The organism is Hydrogenophaga sp. FW305-3-2-15-A-LB1 (genome assembly GCF_058787875.1).
Genome location: NZ_JBYTAE010000003.1, coordinates 14591 through 37620, shown reverse-complemented (window position 1 = coordinate 37620; position 23030 = coordinate 14591). Strand labels below are relative to the sequence as shown.

The window sequence follows — 23030 nt, the reverse complement described above, 5'->3', positions numbered from 1 at the left end:
GTCAGGTGTTCTCCAGGATCAGGTGGCCCACCGCCGTGTTCGACGCGGGCACGTGGTAGAAGCGTTGCACGGCCTTCGGGCGGGGGCCGCCGGCCGCATCGGCCATCGCGCCGCGCGCGATCAGCCACATCACGAGTTCGATGCCTTCGCTGCCCGCATCGCGCACGTAGTCGATGTGCGGGATGTCGGCGGCGGCCTCGGGGTCGCTGATCAGCTTGTCGAGGAAGGCGTTGTCGAAGTCCTTGTTGATCAGGCCCGCGCGCGGTCCCTGCAGCTGGTGGCTCATGCCGCCCGTGCCCCAGATGTGCACGTTGATGTCCTCGTCGTAGCTGGCCACCGCCTTGGCGATGGCCTTGCCGAGGTTGTAGCAGCGCCGGCCGCTGGGCACGGGGTACTGCACCACGTTGACCGCGAACGGGATCACCGGGCAGGGCCAGGCGCCCTTGACCGGGTCCTGCGGGCCGCACATCAGCGAGAGCGGCACGGTCAGGCCGTGGTCCACGTCCATCTTGTTGACGATGGTGAGGTCGAAGTCCTGCTGGATCACCGACTGCGCGATGTGCGAGGCCAGGTCCGGGTGGCCGATCACCTTGGGCACGGGGCGCGGGCCCCAGCCCTCGTCGGCCGGCTGGTACTCGGCGGCGGTGCCGATCGCGAAGGTGGGGATCATGTCCAGGCTGAAGGCCGTGGCGTGGTCGTTGAAAACCAGGAAGATGACGTCGGGCTTGTTGTCCTTCATCCACTGCTTGCCGAACTCGTAGCCCTGGAAGACCGGTTGCCAGTAGGGCTCGTGGGTCTTGCCGAGGTCGAGCGCGGCGCCGATGGCCGGGACGTGCGAGGTGTAGACGGATGCGGTGATGCGGGCCATGTCAGTTCTTTCCTTTTCCCTGTGGCTGGCGGTGCGCCTGGGCATCGCCGTCTTCGCCGACCACGCGGTTGCCTTCGGCCGAACGGCCGCCGGCCACCATCATGTTGCGGTACTCCTCTTCGGTCATGCCGGTCATGGAGCCCGCCATCTGCTGGAAGCTCTTGCCGTCGGTGGCACCGATCTTGGCCAGGAAGTAGATGTTGCCGCCCAGGCGGATGCACCAGTTCAGGTCGCGCGCGAGCACGGCCTGCTTCTGCTCTTCCGTCATGGCCCACTCGTCGAGGTAGGCGCGCTCGTCCTTCTTGAAGCGCTCGCGGTTCTCGGCCTTCATCAGGCTCATGCAGAACTGGTTGAGCCAGTAGCCCTTGCGGCTCTGCTCGGCGTCGAAGATGGTCGTGCCGGGCACGTCCAGGTAGGGTTTGTCCAGGGCCATGGTTATGCCTCCCGCCGAGCCGCCTCAAGGGCGGCATGCGCCCCCTCGGGGGGCAGCGAATACACGAAGTGATGAGCGTGGGGGTTCATACTTGTTCCTCGGGCCAGTAAAGGCGCATGGGGTTGGTGACGAGCAGCTTCTTCTGCAGCTCGGCCGTGGGCGCGATCTGCGGAATGAAGTCGACCAGCAGGCCGTCGTCGGGCATGTGGTCCTTGAGGTTGGGGTGCGGCCAGTCGGTGCCCCACAACACGCGGTCGGGGAACTCCTCGACCACCTTGCGCGCGAACGGCACCACGTCCTGGTAGGCCGCCTGTTCAGCGTTCAGCGCCTTGGGGCCGGTGACGCTCAGGCGCTCGGGGCAGCTCACCTTGCTCCACACATTGGGGTGCTGGCGCATGAACTTGAGGAACAGCTCGAACTCGGGGCCGTCCACCGGCTTGCTCACGTCGGGGCGGCCCATGTGGTCCACCACCACGGTGGTGGGCAGCGCGGTGAAGAAGTCCCACAGCTCGGGCAGGTCCACCGCCTCGAAGTAGATGACCACGTGCCAGCCCAGCTTCTGGATGCGCGCGGCGATCTCCATCAGCTCGTCCTTGGGCGTGAAGTCCACCAGGCGCTTGACGAAGTTGAAGCGCACGCCGCGCACGCCGGCGGCGTGCAGCTGCTGCAGTTCCTCGTCGGTCACGCTGCGCTTGACGGTGGCCACGCCGCGCGCCTTGCCGCCGCTGGAGAGGCAGGCATCGACCATGGCGCGGTTGTCCGCACCGTGGCAGGTGGCCTGCACCACCACGTTGCGCGAAAAGCCGAGGTGGTCGCGCAGCGCGTACAACTGGGCCTTGCTGGCGTCGCAAGGCGTGTACTTGCGCTCGGGCGCGTAGGGGAATTCGGCGCCCGGGCCGAACACGTGGCAGTGCGCGTCCACGGCGCCGGCGGGCAGCTGGAAGCGCGGCTTGCTCGGGCCGTCGTACCAGTCGAGCCAGCCCGCGGTTTTGGTGAAATCACCGGAAGTCGGTTTTGTCATTCTCGAATCCTTCTGCATGAAGTGACGCTGTCCAGAAACACCGTGGAACCGGCTTTGCCGGGCCGCTGGTGTTGCCCCCTTTCAAGGGGGTCGCGCAAAGCGCGGTGGGGGTTAGTCGATATAGCGCAGGCCGGCGGCGGCCAGGGGCTCGCGCATCTTGTACATGTCCAGCCCCAGCACGCCGCTGGCCAGCTTGGCGCGCTTCTCGCCCTCGAAGCTCTCGCGCTTGCGCGCGGCCTCCAGCGTGGCGGCGGCGCGCGCGGCGGGCACGCAGACCACGCCGTCGTCGTCGGCCACGATCACGTCGCCCGGCGTCACCAGCATGCCGGCGCAGACGATGGGGATGTTCACCGAGCCCAGCGTGGCCTTGATGGTGCCCTTGCTGCTGATGGCCTTGCTCCACACCGGGAAGTTCATCTCCTGCAGCGTCTTCACGTCGCGCACGCCGGCGTCGATGATGAGCGCGCGGGCGCCGCGCGCCTGGAACGAGGTGGCGAGCAGGTCGCCGAAGTAGCCGTCGGTGCACTCGGCGGTGACGGCGGCCACCACGATGTCGCCGGGCTGGATCTGCTCCGCGGCCACGTGCATCATCCAGTTGTCACCGGGCTGCAGCAGCACGGTGACGGCGGTGCCGCTGACCTGCTGGCCCGCATAGATCGGGCGCATGTAGGGCTTGAGCAGGCCCACGCGGCCCATGGCCTCGTGGACGGTGGCCGAGCCCAGTGCCGCCAGGCCGTCGGCGGCCGCGCGGTCGGCGCGGGTGATGTTGCGGTAGACAACGCCCAGTTCGTACATGTGAAACTCCTTACAGGCCCTTGGCCTTGAGACGCGCATCCAGGCGCGGGAACACGCGGCGCACGTTGCCTTCGTAGATCTGGTGCTTGTCGTCCGCACTCAGGATCTTCGATGCCTCGATGTAGCGCTTGGTGTCGTCGTAGTAGTTGCCGGTCGTCGGGTCGATGCCACGCACGGCGCCGATCATCTCGCTGGCGAACAGCACGTTCTTCACCGGGATCACGGTGTTGAGCAGGTCGATGCCGGGCTGGTGGTACACGCAGGTGTCGAAGAACACGTTGTTCATCAGGTGCGTGTCCAGCAGCGGCTTCTTCATCTCCTGCGCCAGACCACGGAAACGGCCCCAGTGGTAGGGCACCGCGCCGCCGCCGTGCGGGATCAGGAACTTCAGCGTCGGGAAGTCCTTGAACAGGTCGCCCTGGATGAGCTGCATGAAGGCGGTGGTGTCGGCGTTGAGGTAGTGCGCGCCGGTGGTGTGGAAGCAGGCGTTGCAGCTGGTGCTCACGTGGATCATGGCCGGCAGGTCGTACTCGGCCATCTTTTCGTAGATGGGGTACCAGTGCTTGTCGGTCAGCGGCGGGCTGGTCCAGTGGCCGCCCGAAGGATCGGGATTGAGGTTGATGCCGACCGCGCCGTATTCCTTGACGCACTTCTCCAGCTCGGGGATGCAGGTCTTCGGATCGACACCGGGCGACTGCGGCAGCATGGCCACCGGCACGAAGTGGTCGGGGAACAGCGTGGAGACGCGGTGGCACAGCTCGTTGCAGATGGCGGCCCAGGTGCTGGAGACGTTGAAGTCACCGATGTGGTGCGCCATGAAGCTCGCGCGCGGCGAGAACAGCGTGATGTCGCTGCCGCGTTCCTTCATCAGCTTGAGCTGGTTGGTCTCGATGGACTCGCGCAGTTCGTCGTCGCTGATCTTCAGGTCGGCGACCTTCGGCATGAGCGCCGGGTCCTGGATGCCCGCGATCTGCTGGTTGCGCCAGGCCTCCAGCGCCTTGGGGGCGGTGGTGTAGTGGCCGTGGCAGTCGATGATGAGACTCATGTAGGGGCTCCTCTTGGGGGTCGGTGGATTCAGGCGGGTTCCATGCCCTGGCGGCGCTTGGCCGCTTCGGCATCGGGGGATGTCATGAATTCGAGCAGGGCGCGCACGCGCGCGGCCTGGGGTCCGTCGGCGGGCAGGCCGGCGGAAAAGACGGTGGTGATCTCGACCTCGGGCGGCATGCCGCCGACGAGGGTGATGCCGTCGACGTGGATCAGCTCGCTGAGCTGCTGGAAGCCCAGCTCGACCTCGCCGCGCGCCACCAGCGTGCCCACCGGCACACCGGGCGGTGCCTGCACGGTGCGCCCGCGCACCTCGTCGGCCACGCCCCAGCGTTCGAACAGCGCAGCCAGCGCCACGCCGCTGGGGCCGGTGGAGTAGCTGATGCTGCGCGCGGCCAGCACGGCGCGCTTCAGCGCGGCTTCGGAGCCGATGTCGGGCACCGGCGCGCCCGCGCGCACCGCGATGGCCACGCTCGAGCGCACCAGGTCCACGCGGCTGCCGGCCTGCAGGTGGCCGGCGGCGATCAGCTTGTCGATCGCGTCGGAGGCGAGGATCACCACGTCGAAGCGCTCGCCGGCGGCAACGCGTTTGGCCGCGTCCACGCCGCCGACGGCCTCGATCGCCACCGCGCCGCCCGCGCGTTGCTCGAACGCCGCGCCCAGTTCGGCCAGCACCTGGCGGGTGGCCATGGACGAAATGCCTCGGATGCTCGGTGGGGTCTCGGTGGTCATGAACAGGGACTCGGGGTTGAAGGGCGCATTGTGACCCCCAGCACCCCTCAAGAAAAGTCACAGTCGCGGCTATCAGCTAGAACAAAATCACATAACTATGATGGGGGCTGCAACCCGACCTTTCCCATGGACCTGAAACAACTCGAATACTTCGTGCGCGTGGCCGAACTCGGCAGCTTCACACGCGCCGCCATGGCGCTGAATGTGGCGCAGCCCGCGCTCTCGCGCCAGGTGCGCCTGCTGGAGGTGGAACTGCGGCAGAACCTGCTGGTGCGCAACGGCCGGGGCGCCACGCCCACCGAGGCCGGCAAGCTGCTGCTGGCGCACGGGCGCGGCATCCTGCACCAGGTGGAGCGGGCGCGCGAAGAGCTGGGCCGGGTGCGCGGCGCGCTGGCCGGGCGCGTGGCCATCGGCCTGCCGCCCAGCCTGGCGCGCGTGCTCACGGTGCCGCTCACGCGCGCCTTCCGCCAGCAGCTGCCGCAGGCCAGCCTGTCGATCAGCGAGGGCCTGTCCATGACCATGCAGGAATCGCTGGTGAACGGCCGGCTGGACATCGCCGTGCTCTACAACGCGCAGCCCTCGCCCGAACTCGAGATCCACCCGCTGCCCGACGAGGAACTGGTGCTGGTGGAGCCCCGCCCGCCGGGCCTGCCGGAAGACCCGCCGCCCCTGGCGATCCCGCTGCGCGAGGTGGCCGAACTGCCGCTGGTGATCCCGAGCCGGCCCAACGCGATCCGCATGCACGTGGAAACCGAGATGGCCAACATCGGCTGCCGGCCCCACATCGCGCTGGAAATCGACGGCGTCTCGGCCATCCTCGACCTCGTGGCCGACGGCGCGGGCGCCGCCCTGCTCTCGCGCAACGCGGTGTTCAGCTCGATCCGGCCTTCGGCCTACCGCATGCGCCCGGTGAGCGACCCGCCCTTGCGCACCCGCCTGTGCCTGGCCGTGAGTTCACAGCGCCCAGCCACGCTGACGCAGCAGACCACGCTGGAACTCATCAGGAAGCTGGTGGCTTAGCTCAACCAGCCGGCGCTGTGGCGCATCAACCAGAGGATGGCGCTGAGCGTGAAGAACGAGGCCACGGTGGTGGCCAGCAGCGCGGCCGCGGTGAAGCCTTCATGGCCGTGGCGCTGCGCGAGCAGCGGGTAGATGCCCAGCATGGGCATGGCGGCGGACAGCACCACCGCGGCGCGCAGCTCGCCGGTGAGCGCGGGCAGGCCGATCAGGGGCAGGAGCATCACGGCGGCCCACACCGCGGCGGGGTGCAGCAGCAGCTTGCCGAGGGTGATCTGCGCCACCTGGCGGCGCAGGCCGCGCACCTGCAGGCCCACCAGCGTGCCGCCGATGATGAACAGCGCCAGGCCGCCGCTGGCCGCGCCGAACAGGTTGACCGTGCGCGCGATCACCGACGGGATGGGCCAGCCCAGCAGCGCGACCACGAAACCCAGCACGATGGCGATGATCATGGGGTTGCGCACCAGGCGGTGCAGCGTCTCGCGCAAGGCGTGCCTCCAGGACGAGCGCGCCGTGTCCGACGCCCCCACATCGGCCAGCGTCATCAGCAGCGGCAGCTTGATGAGGTTTTCCACCAGCAGGTTCATCGCCAGCGCCACGCCCGCCAGCGGCCCGATCGCCAGCAGCACCACCGGGTAACCGATGAAGGTGCTGTTGCCGCAGGTCATGCCCATGGTGGTGTAGGCGCTCTCGGTCAGCGAGCGCTTCTGCAGGCGGTGCGCGCCCCACAGGCTGATCAGCAGCCACACCACCGAACCCACGCCGAAAGCCAGCAGGTAGGCCGGCTGCAGCAACTCGGCGATCGGCCGCGAAGCCAGCGCATTGAAAAGCAGCGCCGGCAGCGCGAACTGGATGACGAACTTGCCCATCACCCGCATGTCCGCAGGCGAAAACACCCGCCAGCGCACAGCCGCAAAACCCAGCGCGATGCAAAGGTAGATCGGCCCGGTGATGGCCAGGATATCGAGCAAGGGGGAAGGAAAAAAAAGAAAGAAAAAATCAGCCGGCGCGCGTGCCCCCATCCAGGGGGCCCGCGGAACCGGCTTTGCCGGGCCGCCAGGCCCGCCCCCCTCCAGGGGGGACGCGCGGCAGCGCGGCGGGGGGTGCTCCGATCACTGCTTCTGGATCTTGGCCTTCTCGATCACACCGCTCCAGCGGCGGATGTCGGACGCGAGCAAGGCCGCGTTCTGTTCCGGCGTGCTCGAGCGCGCGTCGATGTTCAGGCCGCGCAGCTTTTCGCGCACACCGGGATCGGCCACGGCGGTGGCGATTTCCTTGTGCAGGCGCTCCACCACCGCGCGCGGCGTCTTCGAGGGCACGGCCAGCGCGTTCCAGGACGACGCGATGTAGTCCTTGACGCCGGCCTCGACCGCCGTGGGCACCTCGGGCAGCACGATGGATCGCTTCTCGCCGGTCACGGCCAGCGCGCGCAGGGCGCCGCCCTGGATCTGCGTGAGCACCGGCGCCAGGATTTCCACCGCCACGTCGACCTGCTGGCCACGGATGGCGCCGATCAGCGCGGGCGAGCCGTTGTAGGGCACGATCTGCGCGTCGATGCCGGCCGTGCTCTTGAACAGCTCGGCCGCGAGGTGCTGGGTGCTGCCGATGTTGATGCTGCCGATGTTGATCTTGCCGGGGTTGGCCTTGGCGAAGCTCACCAGCTCGCCCAGGGTCTTGTGCGGCGAGTTCGCGGGCACCACCACGGCGATGTCGAAGTAGCCCAGCGTGGAGACCGGCGTGAAATCCTTGATGGTGTCGAACGGCAGCTTCTGGAACAGGCTGGCCGTCACGGCGGTGCCGTTGGACATCAGGAACATGGTGTGGCCATCGGGCTCGGAACGCGCGACCGACTCGGCGGCCACCACGCCACCGGCACCGGGGCGGTTGTCGATCACCACCGGCTGGCCGAGCTGGCTGGTCAGCTTCTCGGCCACGATGCGGGCGGTGAGGTCCCCCACGCCACCGGGGCCGAACGGCACCACGATGCGCAGGCCCTTGGACGGGAAGGCGGACTGCGCCACGGCCGGCAGGGCCACCAGGCCCATGGCGGCGGTGGCCAGGGTGGCGCCGAGCACGGCGCGGCGACGGAGATTCAGGAATGTCGTCATGTCATTTACCCCACGAATTGAACCAACCAGAGAGAGACGGCCGGAAAGAAGAGCACCAGCAGGGTGCGCACCACGTCGCTGGCCAGGAAAGGCATCACGCCACGGTAGCTCTCACCGATCGGCACGGTCTTGGCCAGGCCGTTGACCACGTAGACGTTCAGGCCCACCGGCGGCGCGAGCAGACCGAAGCCCACCGTCATCAGCACCATGATGCCGAACCAGATCGCCACGGATTCCTGCGGCATGCCGAAGTCCAGGCCGATCACCACCGGGAAGAAGATCGGGATGGTCAGCAGGATCATGGAGAGCTCGTCCATCACCGCGCCCAGCACCACGTAGAACAGCAGGATGCCGCCCACCACCATCAGCGGCGAGACGTCCCAGCCCTGGATGACCGAGGCCAGCTGCGCCGGCACCTGGGTGAGGGCCAGGGCCGAGTTCATGAGGTCGGCGCCGATGAAGATCATGAAGATCATCGCGCTGGCCGCCGCCGTGGAGTAGAAGCACAGCTTGACCTTGGCCCAGGTGAGTTCGCGCTTGAGCAGGGCCGCGATGAAGGTCGCGCCCGCGCCCACGCCGGCACCTTCGGTGGGCGTGAACAGGCCGCCGTAGATGCCGCCGAAGACGATCAGGAACACGATCGCGATGGGCGCCACGCCCATGAGGGCCTGCAGCGTGAGCTTCTGGTCGTTGGCGTCGTGCTCAGGCGCGTGGCCGGGCACGAGGCGCACGTAGATCGCGATGGCGATCATGTAGCCGACGGCGGCGATGATGCCGGGGATCATGGCCGCGGCGAACAGCTTGGCGATGTTCTGCTCGGTCAGGATGGCGTAGATCACCAGCGGCACCGAGGGCGGGATCAGCACGCCCAGCGTGCCGCCCGCGGCCAGCGTGCCGGTGGACAGGCGGCCGGAATAACCGTGGCGCCGCATCTCGGGCAGGGCCACCGAGGTGATGGTGGCTGCCGTGGCGACCGACGAACCGCAGATGGCGCCGAAGCCCGCGCTGGCCAGCACGGCGGCCATGGCCAGGCCGCCCTTGAAGCGGCCCATGACCACGGCGGCGAACTGGAACAGCGCCTTGGAGATGCCGCCCTGGGTGGCGAAGTTGCCCATCAGGATGAACAGCGGAATGACCGAGAGGTCGTAGCTGGCGAAGCGCGCGAACGCCATGCCGTTGAGGTTGTTGAAGAAGGGCGGCAGGCCCACCTGGTAGATGTAGCCGAAGGCGCCGGCGGCGAACATGGAGACGGCGATCGGCACGCGGATCGCCATCAGGACCAACATCACTGCGAAGATCAACCCCGCGAGACTCAAAGAACTCATTCGCCCTGCTCCGAAAAATTGCCAATGAATGCCTGGTACAGGGCGATCAAGCCAGTCAGCACGAACGGCGGAACCATGAAGGCGTAGGTGATCCACTCGGGGAAGCCGAGCATCATGGTGGTGGTCTGCGAGCTGTGGGCGCTCATGCCGCCGATGGCGGTGCGCCACGCGAGCGCGAACATGAGGATGGCCAGCAGCAGGCTGCCGAAGCGGTCCAGGCGCGCGATGCCGGCTTCGGACACCTTGGCGGTGAAGAAGTCGACGATGATGTTCTCGCGCTTGAGCTGGCACCAGGGCATGAAGAGCGCGACCGCCGCGCCCGCGGTGACAGCGGTCAGCTCGTAGTCACCCACCAGCGTGACGCCGATGGTGTTGCGGCCGATCAGGCTGAAGCAGGTGATGATGGTGATCACCGTGAGCAGGACCCCGGCCAGGATGGCGCAGAACCTGGCCAATAAAGACAGCACTTTCAAACTTGTCACCTTCAAAAAAAGGACCAATTCACGTCCGCTGAGCACAGCGAAAGCGAATCGGTCACTCAGTAGAGGGACGGCCAGGAGGGCCGTCCCGTGGGGGGTGCGGGATTATCGCTGGTACTTCGCGATCAGCGCACGCGCTTCCGACAGGAGTTTGGCCCCGTCGATGTTCTTGCCCTTCATTTCGTTGACCCAGTCGGTCTCGACCGTGGCCGCGGTGCGGCGCCAGCGCTGCGTCTCGGCCGCGTCGAGTGCCACGATGTTGTTCCTGGCCTTCTCGGCGATCTCGCGGCCGGCCTTGTCGCCGTCGTCCATGGCCTTGCCGAACAGGGCGGCGGTCTCGATGCCGGAGTTGGCGTCGATCACCTTCTTGAGGTCGGGCGGCAGCTTCTCGTAGCTGGCGCGGTTCATGGAGAACGCGAAGGTCTGGGTGTACAGGCCCTGCTTGCCGGCGAAGGTGGTGTGGTTCTTCACCAGCTCCGTGACCTTGAGCGAGGGCGTGACTTCCCAGGGGATGGTGGTGCCGTCGATGGTGCCCTTGGACAGGGCGTCGGTCACGGCCGGCACCGGCATGCCCACGGGCGTGGCGCCCAGCTTGGTGAGCATGTTGTTGATGACGCGCGAGCCGCCGCGCACCTTCATGCCACGCAGGCTTTCCAGGCCGGTCACCGGCGTCTTGGTGTGGAACAGGCCGGGGCCGTGGGTGTGCACCGCGATCAGCTTGACCTCGCGGAATTCGTCGGCGGCGAACTTCTCGACGTATTCCTGGAAGGCGCGCGAGGACTCCTCGGCCGAGCCGCTCATGAAGGGCAGCTCGAAGACTTCGGACTTGTTGAAGCGGCCCGGGGTGTAGCCCAGCACGGTCCAGGTCAGGTCCACCACGCCGTCGCGGGCCTGGTCGTACAGCTGCGGGGGCGCGCCGCCCAGGGCCATGGCATGGAACAGCTGGACCTTGATCTTGCCGCCCGACTCGGCCTCCACCTTCTGCGCCCAGGGGATGAGCGCGCGCGCCGGGATGGTGGCCTGCTGCGGCAGCATCTGGTGCAGCCGCAGCGTGACCTGCTGCTGGGCCATGGCGTTGCCCGCCATCAGGGCACCAGCGAGGGCACCCACGGCCAGCAAGGCGGTTCGGCGTTGGATGAATCTCATGCTTGTCTCCAGTTCCTTGTGTTCGCCGGGTCGGTAGCGTGTGGGCGCACTCCGACTTCCGGCAGGCTTGAAGAACGTCTTGCCCACACTGTGCATGGCCGCCGGCATCTCCGCCAGCCAGATAACCGACTTTCAGTTATGCCGTTTTTCTATGAAACCTTCGGGTTGTCGCCCGCCTCAGCGGCGGCGGATGAGCTTGATGGCCGGCATGGAGGCCGGCGCGTGCACCGTGGCGTGCCCGGCCAGCACCTCGCGCAGGTTGCGCTGGGCCAGGCGGGAGTGCTCGCGCATGATGGCCTCGGCGCGCGTGCCTTCGCGCTGTTCGATGGCGTCGAGCACCTGGCGGTGCTGGTCCTGCGCCACCACCAGCATGTCGCGCGCGCGCTGGGAATGGGCCTGCATCACGACGAAGCCCGAGGGCGAGGCGAACGGCAGGGTGAGCACTTTGTCCAGCTGGCGCGCGATGGTGGGGCTGTCGGCCATTTCCCAGACCAGGGCGTGGAACTGGCTGTTGAGCGCCACGTAGTCGGAAAAGCCCTTGTCGTCGAGCGCGGGCACGGCGAGCACGGTGTCCAGGCGGTTGAGGCATTGCCGGGCTTCGAGCAGCACCGCGCCGGGCGCGCCGCGCTCGGCCGCCAGCCGGGCCAGCAGGCCTTCGAGCGTGCCGCGCAGCTCGATCGCGTCGGCGATGTCGCGCTCGGAAAAGGTCTGCACCACGTAGCCGCCGTTGGGCAGGGCTTCGAGCAGGCCTTCCTGCTCCAGGCGCATCAGCGCGGCGCGGATGGGGGTGCGCGAGACGCCCAGGCGCTCCACGATGGCGAGTTCGGCGATGCGCGAGCCGCCGGCCAGCTCACCCGAGAGGATGAGTTCGCGCAGCTGCAGCAGGGCGCGCACCTGCGCGCTCTCGGTGGCGGCGCCCACGGGCTCGGGCGGGGACAGGGTGGTGGCGTCCAAGGTCATGGGATACGCAATGTATACAGAAACCGCCATTTTTCAAGCGATTTGCCATCGAGTCGGGGTTTTCCATAGGTTTATGTATGCATTGAAGGCTGGCAAAGTGCGCCTTCACCCCATTTCCAGAACCCAACGACCCGAGGACGTTTTCCACCATGAGCCTGCGCACCCATGCCCCGTTCCGCGCCGACCACGTCGGCAGTTTTCTGCGACCGGCCTACCTGCTCGAAGCCCGCGAGCAGAAGGCCAAGGGCGAGATCAGCGCGGCGCAGCTGCGCGAGGTGGAGGACCGGGCGATCACCGAGATCGTGAAGTTCCAGGCCGATGTCGGCCTGCAGTCGATCACGGACGGCGAGTTCCGCCGCACGTATTTCCACATCGATTTCCTGGAGCAGCTGGGCGGTGTGAAGACGGACATTCCGGTGACGATCCGCAAACCCGACGGCACGGAGGAGCTGGCGCCGCCGGTGATCCGCGTGATCGACAAGGTGCGGCACGCGAAGAACATCCAGTTGGCGGACTTCGAGTACCTGAAGGCGCAGGTGGCGGCTATGGGTCTGCCCGCGCCGGTGACGCCGAAGGTGACGATTCCGTCGCCGACGATGTTGCATTTCCGGGGTGGGCGCGCGGGGATCAGCAAGGAGGCCTACCCGGAGCTGGACCCGGTGTTCTACGACGATGTGGCGAAGGCGTATGGCGAGGAGTTGCAGAGTCTGGCGGACGCGGGTTGCACTTACGTGCAGATGGACGACACGAACATGGCGTATCTGTGCGATGAGCGGATGCGGGAGGCGGCGCGGCAGCGGGGGGACGATCCGAACGAGTTGCCGCACCGGTATGCGGGTTTCATCAACAAGGTGGTGGCGCACAAGCCGGCGGGGATGACGCTGGCGATGCATTTGTGCCGGGGCAATTTCAAGAGCACGCACGCGGCGGCGGGGAACTACGAGCCGGTGGCGGAGGCCTTGTTGTCGGAGATGAAGCTGGACGCGTTTTTCCTGGAGTACGACGACGATCGTTCGGGGGATTTCCGGCCTTTGCGTTTTTTGAGCAAGGGCAAGGTCGTGGTGCTGGGGCTGGTGACGACGAAGTTCGGTCAGCTGGAGAGCAAGGACGATCTGAAGCGGCGCATCGATGAGGCGGCCAAGTACGCGCCGCTGGAGCAGATGTGTCTATCGCCTCAGTGCGGGTTCTCTTCGACCGTGCATGGGAACAACATCGCTGTGGAGGATCAGCGTCGGAAGCTCGCCCTTGTGGTGGAGACGGCTCGGGAGGTTTGGGGCTGAGTTTCCTTTTCTGGCGTTGACCTCGCGTCAGGCCAGTGGCGACGCCCGCCTGCTCCGGCCCTGCTCGCGGTCGTCTGCCCGGGCGCGCGAACACCCTTTCGTCAACACCGCGCTGGCGCTCAACCTCTGTGGCAACCGCGAATGGGGGCCTGCGCATTCGGGCATCGCCACTGTCCTGCAAGAGATGTGGGCACACCAAGCTTGGCGCGCCCACCCAGCAGGCACAAAAAAAGGCCGCCCCGAAGGAGCGGCCCATCCAAGAGAAACTTGAATTATTTGCTGTGCTTGGCAAGCAGGGCCCGAGCCTCGGACACCAGCTTCGCGCCGTCGATGTTCTTGGCCTGCACTTCCTTCACCCAATCGGCCTCCACAGCCGCCGCCGTCGCCTGCCAACGCTTGGTTTCGGCAGCGTCCAAGGTCACCACCTTGTTGCCCAACTTCGTCGCCGACGCCAGACCCATGCGGTCACCCTCGTCCATCGCGCGACCGAACAACGCCGCCGTCTCCACACCCGAATTCGCGTCGATCACCTTCTTCAGATCCGCCGGCAGCTTGTCATAGCTGTTGCGGTTCATCGTCAGCGCGAACGTCTGCGTGAACAAACCCTGTGGGCCCGAGAACGTGGTGTGGTTCTTCACGATCTCCGCGATCTTCAGCGAAGGCACGACCTCCCACGGAATCGTCGTGCCCTGAATCACACCCTTGGTCATCGCCTCCGTCACCGCCGGCACCGGCATGCCCACCGGCGTCGCGCCCAGCTTCAGCAGCATGCTGCTGATCACCCGCGAACCGCCGCGCACCTTCTTGCCCTTCAGGTCTTCCAGCTTCGTCAGCGGCTCCTTCGTGTGGAACAGGCCCGGGCCGTGCGTGTGCGCCGCCAGCAGCTTCACGTCCTTGAATTCATCGGCCGCGTGCTTCTCCACGAACTCGTGGAACGCGCGCGACGCCGGCTCGGCCTTGCCGCTCATGAACGGCAGCTCGAACACCTCGGCCTTGTTGAAACGGCCCGGCGTGTAGCCCAGCACCGTCCAGGAAATGTCCACCACGCCATCGCGCACCTGGTCGAACAGCTGCGGCGGCGAACCACCCATGGACATCGAGTGGAACAGCTGCACCTTGATGCGGCCACCCGACTCCGCCTCGACCTTCTTCGCCCACGGCACGATGGCCAGGGCGGGGATGGGCGCCGTCGGCGGCAGGAACTGGTGCAGGCGCAGCGTCACGGTCTGCTGCGCCAGGGCGCTGCCCGCCAGGGTGGCCGCGCCAAGGGCGGCCATCGCCACGATGGCGTTGCGGCGTCGAAGGAATGTCATGGAGATGCTCCTGAGAGAAAGGGGGAAGGCGAGAAAAAACGAAATCCGTGCGGTCCACCCCCTGAAGGGCGGCCAGGACATGACATGTGCCGCGTCAGGCACAAGAGGCACACTGTGCAGCCATCGCGCGCCCCGCGCCAGCCTGTTTAGGTACAAACAGCTATTCCATCTTGTTATGAAACCTGCTAGGCGGTTTTTGATCGCTCGCCCTCACCCATGAGCTCACCGATCCAGTTCCACTTCGACTTCATCTCGCCCTACGGCTACTTCGCCTCGCTGCGCATCGAGGCCCTGGCCGCCCGCCATGGCCGCGCGGTGGACTGGCGCGCCATGCTGCTGGGCGTGTCGGTGATGAAGGTGATGGGCCTCAAACCCTTGATGGACACGCCCCTGAAGGGCCCTTACACCGCGCGCGACGTGCTGCGCCACGCGCGCGAACACGGCCTCCCGATGAAGCGCCAGCCGAACGACCCGGTGATGAACCCCCTGCCCTGCGCGCGCGCCTTCGCCTGGGTGAAGCAGCACCAGCCGGCCCACGCGGCCGCGCTGGCGCACGCGATCTACGCGGCCTATTGGGGCGAGGGCCAGGACCTTTCCACGCCCGAAGCCCTGCGCGGCCTCGCCCTGCCCGAGGGTTTGTCGGCCGATGCCGTGGCCGAGGCGGCCGCGGGCGACGAAGCCGCGTCGCTGCTGCGCGCGATGGTCGACGCGTCGCTGAAAGCCGGCGTGTTCGGCTCGCCCACCGTGGTGGTGGACGGCGAACCCTTCTGGGGCGTGGACAAGCTCGATCAGGTCGAGCGCTGGCTCACGCGCGGCGGCTGGTAGCCCTCGCTCAGTCGAAGCGCAGCTCGGTCTCGACGGCCATGGCCGCGAGACCTTGCATGAGGCGCTCGCGCAGCGCTTCGTCGCGCGGACCGGGCACGGTGATCACCGCGCACTGCCGCCCGCCCCGCTCCAGCGCCTGCACGCGGGCCGGCACACCGGGCGCCCATTCGCGCAGCGCCTCGGCCAGCTTGATCTCGATCGCGCGCAGCCGCAGCTCGGGCTTGAACACCTTGCCGATCGCGGTCATGGGCAAGGCCTCGAGCAGCACCACGCGTTTGGGCACCGCCGGCCGTTCGTAGACCTGCGGCGCAACCAGCGCCAGCAACTCATCGGCAAGCAGCGTCGTACCCGGCTTGAGCGTCACGAAGGCCACCGGCACTTCGCCCGCGTAGGCATCGGGCTCGGCCACCACGGCGCACAAGGCCACGGCGGGGTGCGCGAGGAACGCGTCTTCCACCAGGCCGGGGTCGATGTTGTGCGAGCCGCGGATGATCACGTCCTTCGCGCGGCCGGTGATGTGGATGCGGCCGGCCTCGTCGAGGTGGCCCAGGTCGCCGGTGACGATCCAGCCCTGCTCGAACATCCCGGCGTTGCGCGCCGCGTCGGTGTAGCCCGGGCTCACGTGCGGGCCGCGCAGCACCAGCACGCCGGTCTCGCCCGCCGCGCAGCGTTCGTCCAGCTTCGCCTCGCCATCGCGCCAGGGCACGGCATGCACCTCGGTGTAAGGCAGGCGCAGGCCGGCCGAGCCGGGCGTGCGCGGCCCGAGCAAGGGCTCGATGCTCACCAGCCCCGCGCACTCGGTCATGCCCAGGATGTTGCGCACGGGGATGCCGCTGGCGGCTTCGAAGCGTTGCGCGAGTTCGGACGGCAGCGGCGAGCCACCGGTGTAGGCCGCGCGCACGGTGGTGATGTCCGCGTCCACCGGCACGCCCATCAGGGCCGCGAGCACCGTGGGCACGCAGGCCAGGTGCGTCACCCGCTCGCGCTCGCAGAACCGCCAGTAGCGCTGCACGAACCCGGTGTTGCGCATGCCGCTGAGCGTGGGCAGCACCTGCCGCGCGCCCACCGCGAGCAAAGCCAGGCCATAGACGAAGGCGCCGGCCACGTGGAACAGCGGAAAGCCGTTGATCTCCACCGCGTGTTCGTCCAGGTCGTAGAAGGCGTGGGCGAACCAGGCCGTGTGCGCCTCGTTGCCCTGGGTGTGCTGCGCGAGCTTGGGCGCGCCCGTGGTGCCGCCGGTGTGGAACAGCGCCACCACACGGTCGGGGTTCAGGTCGGGCTCGAAGCCCAGCGCCTCGGGCTGCGCGGCGAGCAGGTCCTGCAGCACCGGCACCTCGGGCGCGGTGGACTCGCCCACGCGGATCTGGATCAGCGGCAGCGCATGGTGTTGCTCCACCTGCTGCGCCACCGGCCACACCGCGAGCTCGCCGTTGGGCCCGAGCGCGACCAGCAGCCTGGCGTTCGAGGCTTTCAGCAAGGCCGCGATGTGATCGGGCTGCAGCAGGTAGTTGATGGGACACACGCGGCCCGCGAGCTGCGCGCCCCAGAGCACCGCATGCGCCTCGGGCAGGTTGGGCGCGAGCAGCGCCACCGCGTCGTCCGGCCCCACGCCGAGCGAGCGGAACAGGTTGGCCGCGCGGTGGATGTCGGCCAGCAGCGCGCGGTAGCTGATGCGGCGGGGCTCGGTGGCGAGATCGGCGTCGGGCAGAAAGCGGAACGCCTCGCGCTCGGGGAAACGCTCGGCCGTGGCGCGGATCAGCGCATACGGACTGCGGTGCGGCGCGGCCTGTTCGCGCGGGGTCTGCTCCAGCCGTTCGATGTCGGCCAGCGTGGTGAAGGCCTGCATGGGCGCGGCCTCAGGCATCCAGCCCCAGCAGGCGCACCGCGTTGCCCTTCAGGATGCCGGGCATCACCTCGGGCTTGAAACCGGCGACCTCGAAGTCCTTCATCCAGCGCTCGGGCGTGATCAGCGGGTAGTCGCTGCCGAACAGCACGCGGTCCTTCAGCAGCGTGTTGGCGTACTGCACCAGCTGCTTCGGGAAGTACTTCGGGCTCCAGCCCGAGAGGTCGATCCACACGTTGGGCTTGTGCGTGGCCACGCTGAGCGCCTCGTCCTGCCACGGGAAGCTGGGGTGGGCCATGACGATCTGCATGTCGGGGAAATCGATCGCCACGTCGTCCAGGTGCATGGGGTTGCTGTACTCCAGCCGCAGGCCGCCGCCGCAGCGCATGCCCGAGCCGATGCCGCTGTGCCCGGTGTGGAAGATCGCGGGCAGCTTGTGCGCGTTGATCACCTCGTAGATCGGCCAGGCCATCTTGTCGTAAGGGTGGTAGCCCTGCACCGTGGGGTGGAACTTGAAGCCCTTGACGCCCTCTTCCGCGATCAGCCGCTCGGCCTCGCGCGCGCCCATCTTGCCCTTGTGCGGGTCGATGCTGGCGAAGGCAATCATCATGTCGCTGTTCTCGCGCGCGGCCTGCGCGATCTCTTCGTTCGGGATGCGCCGGCGGCCGAGTTTCGATTCGCTGTCCACGGTGAACATCACCAGGCCGATCTTCTTCTCGCGGTAGTAGGCGATGGTCTCGGCGATGGTGGGCCGGCGGTTGCTGCCGAAGTACTTGTCGGCCGCGCGGTCGTACTCCTCGCCGTAGTTGTCGAAGGGGTTGCGGCAGCTCACTTCCGCGTGGGTGTGGATGTCGATCGCGAGCAGGTTCTTGTGGTCCATGGGTGTCTCTTTACCTAGGGTAAACACGGGGGTCGTTTTCGACCGGTGTGCTTGTTTTGGTTATTGTTTATAACAATAATGCGACCTCACTTCAAGCAAGCCCTTCCTGCCTCATGCCCATCCATTCCACCGACATCAGCCTGAGCCTGCAAGGCGAATCGTCCGAAATCGCGGTCATCACGCTGAACCGGCCCGCCAAGCGCAACGCGCTCAACGACGGCCTGATCCTCGCCTTGCGCGACATCTTCCAGGGCATGCCGCAAGGCGTGCGCGCCGCCGTGATCCACGGCGCGGGCGAGCACTTCTGCGCCGGCCTGGACCTCTCCGAACTGCAGGAACGCGACGCCGGCCAGGGCCTGCACCACTCGCGCATGTGGCACGCCGCGCTGGAGTGCGTGCAGCACGGCCCGGTGCCGGTGGTCGCGGCGCTGCACGGCGCGGTGGTCGGCGGCGGCCTGGAGCTGGCCAGCGCCTGCCACATCCGCGTGGCCGACGCCTCGTCCTTCTTCGCGCTGCCCGAAGGCTCGCGCGGCATCTTCGTGGGCGGTGGCGGCTCGGTGCGCATCCCGCGCCTGATCGGCGCCGCGCGCATGGCCGACATGATGTTCACCGGCCGCGTCTACAAGGCCGAGGACGGCGAGCGCATCGGCCTGGCGCAGTACCTGGTGCCCGAAGGCACGGCACTGGAAAAAGCCATGGAACTGGCCACGCGCATCGCCAGCAACGCACCGCTGACCAACTACGCGCTGATGCACGCCCTGCCGCGCATCGCCGAACAACCGGCCGACCAGGGCTTCTTCACCGAAGCGCTGATGGCCGCCATCGTGCAGAACGCCCCCGAGGCAAAAGAGCGCGTGCGCGCCTTCCTCGAAGGCCGCGCGAACAAAGTGCAACGCGACTGACGTCGCTCCCCCCGCGCCGCCTTCGGCGTCACCCCCCGGAGGGGGGCGATGCCAGCGGCCCGGCAAAGCCGGTTCCGCGGCATCTCTGGAATGAGACACGCGACTCGAGAAACTGATCGATAAAGAAAAGCCCGAGAGAGACATGAGCCAGAACCCCGCCACGGCCGCCCGTTACCGGCCCCTGACCTTCGGTGTCACCCGCGCCACGCTGCGCGACGGCGACACCGGCGTGCACTACCTGAGCGCGCAGCAGGACCTGCCCGCCTTCCCCGGTCGCATCACCGACCGGCTGGTGCACTGGGCCCGGACGCGCCCCGACCAGACCGTGTTCGCGCGCCGCGCGAAGAACGCCGACGGCACCACGGGCGACTGGCGCCACATCAGCTTCGCGCAGGCGCTCGATGCGGCGCGCCGCATCGGCCAGGGCCTGCTGAACCGCGGCCTGTCCGCCGAGAAGCCGGTGCTGATCCTGAGCGAGAACGACCTGGAACACGCGCTGCTCGCGCTGGGCTGCGTCTACGCCGGCATTGCCTACTGCCCGACCTCGCCGGCCTACTCGCTGGTGAGCCAGGACTTCGACAAGCTGCACCACGTGGTGAAGACGCTCACGCCCGGCCTGGTGTTCGCCGCCGACGCGCAGCGCTACAGCCGCGCCATGCTGGCCACGCTGGGGGCCGACGTGGAGCTGGTGACGACCGAGGGCAGCGTGCCCGGCCGTGCCACCACCTCGTTCGCCTCGCTGCTGGCCACCGAGGCCACACCGGCGGTGGACGCCGCCATGGCCGCCACCGGCCCGGACACCATCACCAAGTTCCTCTTCACCTCGGGCTCGACCAAGATGCCCAAGGCCGTGATCAACACGCAGCGCATGTGGTGCGCCAACCAGCAGCAGATGACGGAGTCGATGCCGGTGCTGGCCGAGAACCCGCTGGTGCTGGTGGACTGGCTGCCCTGGAACCACACTTTCGGCGGCAACCACAACGTCGGCATGGTGCTGTACCACGGCGGCACGCTCTACATCGACGACGGCAAACCCACGCCCGCGCTGATGGCCGAGACGCTGCGCAACCTGCGCGAGATCGCGCCCACGGTGTACTTCAACGTGCCCACGGGTTTCGAGGCGATTGCCAACGCGATGAAGACCGACGAGGCCCTGCGCAAGACCCTGCTCTCGCGCGTGCGCATGTTCTTCTACGCGGGCGCCGCCCTGGCCCAGCCGGTGTGGGACGCCCTGCACGCGGTGCAGGAACAGGAGATCGGCGAGCGCATCGTCATGGGCACGGGCCTGGGCATGACCGAGTCGGGCCCGTTCGGCCTGTACGTGACCAGCGCCAACGTGAAGGCCGGCGACCTGGGCCTGCCCACGCCGGGCCTGGTGCTCAAACTGGTCGACACCGACGGCAAGACGGAGGTGCGCTACAAGGGCCCGAACGTCACGCCGGGCTACTGGCGCATGCCGGCGGAGACCGCCGAGTCCTTCGACGAAGAAGGCTTCTTCAAGACCGGCGATGCGGTGAAGTGGATCGACGAGACCGACATCCACCAAGGCCTGAAATTCGACGGCCGCATCGCCGAAGACTTCAAGCTCGCCACCGGCACCTTCGTGAGCGTGGGCCCGCTGCGCGCCAAGATCATCGCCGCCGGCGCGCCCTACATCCAGGACGTGGTGCTCACCGGCCTGAACATGAAGGAAGTCGGCGCCATGGTGTTCCCCACCGGCGCGGTGCGCGCGCTCAGCGGCCTGGGCGCCGAGGCCTCGCTGCACGAGGTGCTCAACAGCGCGCCCGTGCTCGCGCATTTCCAGCGCGTGGTGACCGAGCTGGCCAAGACGTCCACCGGCAGCGCCAGCCGCATCGCGCGCCTGTGCCTGCTGGCCGACCCGCCCACCATCGACCGCGGCGAGATCACCGACAAGGGCTCGATCAACCAGCGCGCGGTGCTGGCCCACCGGGCCGAGACCGTGGAGCGCCTGCACGCCGACACGCTGCACGCCATCCTGAAACCCGAATAAACGAAAGACGACATGGCTTCCCGAGGATTCTTCAACGCGTTCGACGACGTCTGGCTGCTCGACGGCGTGCGCACCCCCCTGGTGGACTACTGCGGCGCGCTCGGCCACATCTCGCCCACCGACCTGGGCATCAAGGCCGCGCGCGAAGCGCTGGCGCGCGCGGGCGTGCCGGGCGAGCACATCGGCTCGGTGGTCACGGGCAACATGGCGCCCGGCGATTTCGACCAGTTCTTCCTGCCGCGCCACATCGGCCTGTACGCCGGCGTGCCGGTGGAGGTGCCGGCCATCATGGCGCAGCGCATCTGCGGCACCGGCTTCGAGCTGTTCCGCCAGGCCGGCGAACACATCCAGGGCGGCGCCTGCGAGGCCGCGCTGGTGGTGGGCACCGAGAGCATGACGCGCAACCCCATCGCCGCCTTCGACCACCGCACCGGCTTCAAGCTGGGCGCGCCGGTGGGCTTCAAGGACTACATGTGGGAAGCGCTGAAGGACCCGGCCGCGGGCATCAACATGATCCAGACCGCCGAGAACCTGGCGAAGCAATACAGCATCACCCGCGAAGAGGTGGATGCCTTCGCCTCGGCCTCGTTCGCCAAGGCCGTGGCCGCGCAGGAAAGCGGTTTTCTCGCCGGTGAGATCGTGCCGGTGGTGACCGAGAAGTTCGAGCTCGCGGGCTACAAGGCGCGCGGCATCAAGCTGCAAGGCAAGCTCACCGAGGTGGCCACCGACACCCACCCGCGCCTCTCGCCGATGGAGGTGCTGGCCAAACTCAAACCCGTGTTCGATGGCGGTGTGCAGACCGGTGGCAACAGCTCGGCCCTGGTGGACGCCGCCGCGGCCTGCGTGGTCGCCTCCGGCGCCTACGCGAAGGCGAACGGAAAGCAATCGCTGGCCCGCGTGGTGGCCGCCGCCGCCGTGGGCGTGCCGCCCGAGATCATGGGCATCGGCCCGGCGCCGGCCATCCGCCTGCTGCTGGAGCGCACCGGCCTGAAGCTGAGCGACATCGCGCGCTTCGAGGTGAACGAAGCGCAAGGCGCGCAGACCCTGGCGGTGGCACGCGAGCTCGGCATGGACCTGAACAAGCTCAACGTCAACGGCGGCGCGATCGCGCTGGGCCACCCGCTGGCCGCCACCGGCGTGCGCCTGACGCTCACGCTGGCGCGCGAACTGCAGCGCAGCGGCCAGCGCTACGGCATCTCCAGCGCCTGCGTGGGCGGTGGCCAGGGCATGGCCCTCCTGATTCAAAATCCGAACGCCTGAAACCAGAGAAGAAGGAGACCTCTATGAACATTCAAGGACACGCGGCCCTCGTCACCGGTGGTGGCTCGGGCCTGGGCGAGGCCACCGCGCGCGAACTCGCGCGCCTGGGCGCCAAGGTCGCCGTGCTCGATGTGAACCTGGACAACGCCAAGCGCGTGGCGGCCGACATCGGCGGCGTGGCGCTGCTGTGCGACATCACCAACACCGAGAACCTGCAGGCCGCGATCGACCAGGCCGCCGCCGCCCACGGCCCGGCGCGCATCCTGATGAACATCGCCGGCATCGGCTCGGCCAAGCGCGTGGTCGCCAAGGACGGCAGCCCCGCGCCGCTGGAAGACTTCGCCAAGGTCATCAACGTCAACCTGATCGGCACCTACAACGCCAGCCGCCTGTTCGCTGCCGCCTGCGCCAAGCTGGATGCGCTGGAAGACGGCGAGCGCGGCGTGATGGTTTTCACCGCCAGCGTGGCCGCGTTCGACGGCCAGATCGGCCAGCAGGCCTACAGCGCCTCCAAGGGTGGCCTGGTGGGCATGACGCTGCCGATGGCGCGCGACCTCGCGCAACACGGCATCCGCGTCTGCACCATCGCGCCCGGCCTGTTCAGCACGCCGCTGATGAAGCAGCTGCCCGAGCCGGTGCAGCAGTCGCTGGCCGCCAGCATCCCCTTCCCGCCGCGCCTGGGCAAGCCCGAAGAGTTCGCCCAGCTCGCCGCGCACATCGTCACCAACACGCACCTCAACGGCGAAGTGATCCGCCTCGATGGCGCACTCCGCATGGCCCCCCGGTAA

The 23030-nt window shown here is 68.0% G+C and carries 22 protein-coding genes; 7 read left to right on the top strand and 15 right to left on the bottom strand.

The features are described 5' to 3' along the window. Window position 1 precedes the first annotated feature (1 nt). From AC3WPZ_RS01300 to AC3WPZ_RS01275, 6 genes are all read right to left on the bottom strand, one after another. A complete protein-coding gene (locus AC3WPZ_RS01300) occupies window positions 2-868 on the bottom strand; it encodes a class III extradiol dioxygenase subunit beta (protein WP_382320623.1) in 867 nt (288 codons plus the stop codon). A gap of 1 nt (window position 869) precedes the next feature. Then, a complete protein-coding gene (ligA, locus tag AC3WPZ_RS01295) occupies window positions 870-1301 on the bottom strand; it encodes a protocatechuate 4,5-dioxygenase subunit alpha (RefSeq protein ID WP_382320625.1) in 432 nt (143 codons plus the stop codon). Between the two features lie 85 nt (window positions 1302-1386). After that, window positions 1387-2322, bottom strand: coding sequence for an amidohydrolase family protein (locus AC3WPZ_RS01290; RefSeq protein ID WP_444686902.1), 936 nt, complete (start codon window positions 2320-2322; stop codon window positions 1387-1389). A 111-nt stretch (window positions 2323-2433) separates the two neighbouring features. Next, on the bottom strand, window positions 2434-3117 hold the full coding sequence (gene ligK, locus AC3WPZ_RS01285; protein ID WP_382156725.1) for a 4-carboxy-4-hydroxy-2-oxoadipate aldolase/oxaloacetate decarboxylase: 684 nt from the start codon (window positions 3115-3117) through the stop codon (window positions 2434-2436). A 10-nt stretch (window positions 3118-3127) separates the two neighbouring features. Continuing rightward, window positions 3128-4162, bottom strand: a complete 1035-nt coding sequence (locus AC3WPZ_RS01280) for an amidohydrolase family protein (RefSeq protein ID WP_382156723.1) — start codon at window positions 4160-4162, stop codon at window positions 3128-3130. A gap of 29 nt (window positions 4163-4191) precedes the next feature. Then, window positions 4192-4893, bottom strand: coding sequence for a substrate-binding domain-containing protein (locus AC3WPZ_RS01275; protein ID WP_444686903.1), 702 nt, complete (start codon window positions 4891-4893; stop codon window positions 4192-4194). A 126-nt stretch (window positions 4894-5019) separates the two neighbouring features. Here AC3WPZ_RS01275 and AC3WPZ_RS01270 point away from each other — a divergent pair, with 126 nt between their 5' ends. Beyond that, window positions 5020-5913, top strand: a complete 894-nt coding sequence (locus tag AC3WPZ_RS01270) for a LysR substrate-binding domain-containing protein (RefSeq protein ID WP_382156719.1) — start codon at window positions 5020-5022, stop codon at window positions 5911-5913. On the opposite strand, the gene AC3WPZ_RS01265 is transcribed toward AC3WPZ_RS01270, so the two are convergent. The 6 genes from AC3WPZ_RS01265 to AC3WPZ_RS01240 form a co-directional block, all read right to left on the bottom strand. After that, window positions 5910-6881: an AEC family transporter gene (locus AC3WPZ_RS01265; protein ID WP_444686904.1), complete on the bottom strand. Its 972-nt coding sequence runs from the start codon at window positions 6879-6881 to the stop codon at window positions 5910-5912. The two genes, AC3WPZ_RS01270 and AC3WPZ_RS01265, sit on opposite strands and share 4 nt — an antisense overlap. 141 nt (window positions 6882-7022) lie before the next feature. Further along, complete coding sequence (locus AC3WPZ_RS01260) at window positions 7023-8018, bottom strand: Bug family tripartite tricarboxylate transporter substrate binding protein (RefSeq protein ID WP_444686905.1); 996 nt, start codon at window positions 8016-8018, stop codon at window positions 7023-7025. Between the two features lie 5 nt (window positions 8019-8023). Then, a complete protein-coding gene (locus AC3WPZ_RS01255; protein WP_444686906.1) occupies window positions 8024-9343 on the bottom strand; it encodes a TRAP transporter large permease in 1320 nt (439 codons plus the stop codon). Next, on the bottom strand, window positions 9340-9810 hold the full coding sequence (locus AC3WPZ_RS01250) for a TRAP transporter small permease (RefSeq protein WP_382325655.1): 471 nt from the start codon (window positions 9808-9810) through the stop codon (window positions 9340-9342). Before AC3WPZ_RS01250 ends, AC3WPZ_RS01255 begins: the two co-directional genes overlap by 4 nt. Window positions 9811-9927: 117 nt before the next feature. Beyond that, window positions 9928-10968, bottom strand: a complete 1041-nt coding sequence (locus AC3WPZ_RS01245; RefSeq protein WP_444686907.1) for a TRAP transporter substrate-binding protein — start codon at window positions 10966-10968, stop codon at window positions 9928-9930. A gap of 177 nt (window positions 10969-11145) precedes the next feature. Beyond that, the gene (locus AC3WPZ_RS01240; protein WP_382156709.1) at window positions 11146-11928 is read right to left on the bottom strand and encodes a GntR family transcriptional regulator; all 783 of its coding nucleotides are present in this window, start codon (window positions 11926-11928) and stop codon (window positions 11146-11148) included. Window positions 11929-12077: 149 nt separating this feature from the next. On the opposite strand from AC3WPZ_RS01240, the gene AC3WPZ_RS01235 reads away from it, so the two are divergent. Continuing rightward, entirely contained in the window at window positions 12078-13208 is a 1131-nt protein-coding gene (locus AC3WPZ_RS01235) for a 5-methyltetrahydropteroyltriglutamate--homocysteine S-methyltransferase (RefSeq protein ID WP_382320635.1), read from the top strand. Window positions 13209-13480: 272 nt separating this feature from the next. Here AC3WPZ_RS01235 and AC3WPZ_RS01230 read toward each other — a convergent pair whose 3' ends face one another. Further along, window positions 13481-14521 (bottom strand): TRAP transporter substrate-binding protein, encoded by a 1041-nt coding sequence (locus tag AC3WPZ_RS01230; protein WP_444686908.1) that lies wholly within the window; start codon window positions 14519-14521, stop codon window positions 13481-13483. 216 nt (window positions 14522-14737) lie between these two features. On the opposite strand from AC3WPZ_RS01230, the gene AC3WPZ_RS01225 reads away from it, so the two are divergent. Continuing rightward, a complete protein-coding gene (locus tag AC3WPZ_RS01225; RefSeq protein WP_382320638.1) occupies window positions 14738-15346 on the top strand; it encodes a 2-hydroxychromene-2-carboxylate isomerase in 609 nt (202 codons plus the stop codon). 7 nt (window positions 15347-15353) lie between these two features. Here AC3WPZ_RS01225 and AC3WPZ_RS01220 read toward each other — a convergent pair whose 3' ends face one another. Together AC3WPZ_RS01220 and AC3WPZ_RS01215 are read right to left on the bottom strand one after the other, a co-directional pair. Then, the gene (locus tag AC3WPZ_RS01220; RefSeq protein ID WP_444686909.1) at window positions 15354-17192 is read right to left on the bottom strand and encodes an AMP-binding protein; all 1839 of its coding nucleotides are present in this window, start codon (window positions 17190-17192) and stop codon (window positions 15354-15356) included. A 10-nt stretch (window positions 17193-17202) separates the two neighbouring features. Further along, entirely contained in the window at window positions 17203-18069 is an 867-nt protein-coding gene (locus AC3WPZ_RS01215) for an amidohydrolase family protein (RefSeq protein ID WP_444686910.1), read from the bottom strand. 113 nt (window positions 18070-18182) lie between these two features. Here AC3WPZ_RS01215 and AC3WPZ_RS01210 point away from each other — a divergent pair, with 113 nt between their 5' ends. From AC3WPZ_RS01210 to AC3WPZ_RS01195, 4 genes are all read left to right on the top strand, one after another. Then, complete coding sequence (locus tag AC3WPZ_RS01210) at window positions 18183-18971, top strand: crotonase/enoyl-CoA hydratase family protein (protein WP_382320642.1); 789 nt, start codon at window positions 18183-18185, stop codon at window positions 18969-18971. A 142-nt stretch (window positions 18972-19113) separates the two neighbouring features. Then, window positions 19114-20982, top strand: a complete 1869-nt coding sequence (locus AC3WPZ_RS01205) for a feruloyl-CoA synthase (protein ID WP_444686911.1) — start codon at window positions 19114-19116, stop codon at window positions 20980-20982. A 12-nt stretch (window positions 20983-20994) separates the two neighbouring features. Continuing rightward, window positions 20995-22242, top strand: a complete 1248-nt coding sequence (locus AC3WPZ_RS01200; RefSeq protein ID WP_444686912.1) for a thiolase family protein — start codon at window positions 20995-20997, stop codon at window positions 22240-22242. Window positions 22243-22265: 23 nt separating this feature from the next. Next, window positions 22266-23030: an SDR family NAD(P)-dependent oxidoreductase gene (locus AC3WPZ_RS01195; RefSeq protein ID WP_444686913.1), complete on the top strand. Its 765-nt coding sequence runs from the start codon at window positions 22266-22268 to the stop codon at window positions 23028-23030.

Coding starts and splice junctions, on each gene's coding strand:
- AC3WPZ_RS01200 (WP_444686912.1), top strand. CDS start 20,995: ATGGCTTCCCGAGGATTCTTCAACGCGTTCGACGACGTCTGGCTGCTC.
- AC3WPZ_RS01225 (WP_382320638.1), top strand. CDS start 14,738: ATGAGCTCACCGATCCAGTTCCACTTCGACTTCATCTCGCCCTACGGC.
- AC3WPZ_RS01255 (WP_444686906.1), bottom strand. CDS start 9,343: ATGAGTTCTTTGAGTCTCGCGGGGTTGATCTTCGCAGTGATGTTGGTC.
- AC3WPZ_RS01195 (WP_444686913.1), top strand. CDS start 22,266: ATGAACATTCAAGGACACGCGGCCCTCGTCACCGGTGGTGGCTCGGGC.
- AC3WPZ_RS01220 (WP_444686909.1), bottom strand. CDS start 17,192: ATGCAGGCCTTCACCACGCTGGCCGACATCGAACGGCTGGAGCAGACC.
- AC3WPZ_RS01215 (WP_444686910.1), bottom strand. CDS start 18,069: ATGGACCACAAGAACCTGCTCGCGATCGACATCCACACCCACGCGGAA.
- AC3WPZ_RS01240 (WP_382156709.1), bottom strand. CDS start 11,928: ATGACCTTGGACGCCACCACCCTGTCCCCGCCCGAGCCCGTGGGCGCC.
- AC3WPZ_RS01280 (WP_382156723.1), bottom strand. CDS start 4,162: ATGAGTCTCATCATCGACTGCCACGGCCACTACACCACCGCCCCCAAG.
- AC3WPZ_RS01290 (WP_444686902.1), bottom strand. CDS start 2,322: ATGACAAAACCGACTTCCGGTGATTTCACCAAAACCGCGGGCTGGCTC.
- AC3WPZ_RS01205 (WP_444686911.1), top strand. CDS start 19,114: ATGAGCCAGAACCCCGCCACGGCCGCCCGTTACCGGCCCCTGACCTTC.
- AC3WPZ_RS01245 (WP_444686907.1), bottom strand. CDS start 10,968: ATGAGATTCATCCAACGCCGAACCGCCTTGCTGGCCGTGGGTGCCCTC.
- AC3WPZ_RS01300 (WP_382320623.1), bottom strand. CDS start 868: ATGGCCCGCATCACCGCATCCGTCTACACCTCGCACGTCCCGGCCATC.
- AC3WPZ_RS01275 (WP_444686903.1), bottom strand. CDS start 4,893: ATGACCACCGAGACCCCACCGAGCATCCGAGGCATTTCGTCCATGGCC.
- ligK (WP_382156725.1), bottom strand. CDS start 3,117: ATGTACGAACTGGGCGTTGTCTACCGCAACATCACCCGCGCCGACCGC.
- AC3WPZ_RS01235 (WP_382320635.1), top strand. CDS start 12,078: ATGAGCCTGCGCACCCATGCCCCGTTCCGCGCCGACCACGTCGGCAGT.
- AC3WPZ_RS01270 (WP_382156719.1), top strand. CDS start 5,020: ATGGACCTGAAACAACTCGAATACTTCGTGCGCGTGGCCGAACTCGGC.
- AC3WPZ_RS01260 (WP_444686905.1), bottom strand. CDS start 8,018: ATGACGACATTCCTGAATCTCCGTCGCCGCGCCGTGCTCGGCGCCACC.
- AC3WPZ_RS01210 (WP_382320642.1), top strand. CDS start 18,183: ATGCCCATCCATTCCACCGACATCAGCCTGAGCCTGCAAGGCGAATCG.
- AC3WPZ_RS01230 (WP_444686908.1), bottom strand. CDS start 14,521: ATGACATTCCTTCGACGCCGCAACGCCATCGTGGCGATGGCCGCCCTT.
- ligA (WP_382320625.1), bottom strand. CDS start 1,301: ATGGCCCTGGACAAACCCTACCTGGACGTGCCCGGCACGACCATCTTC.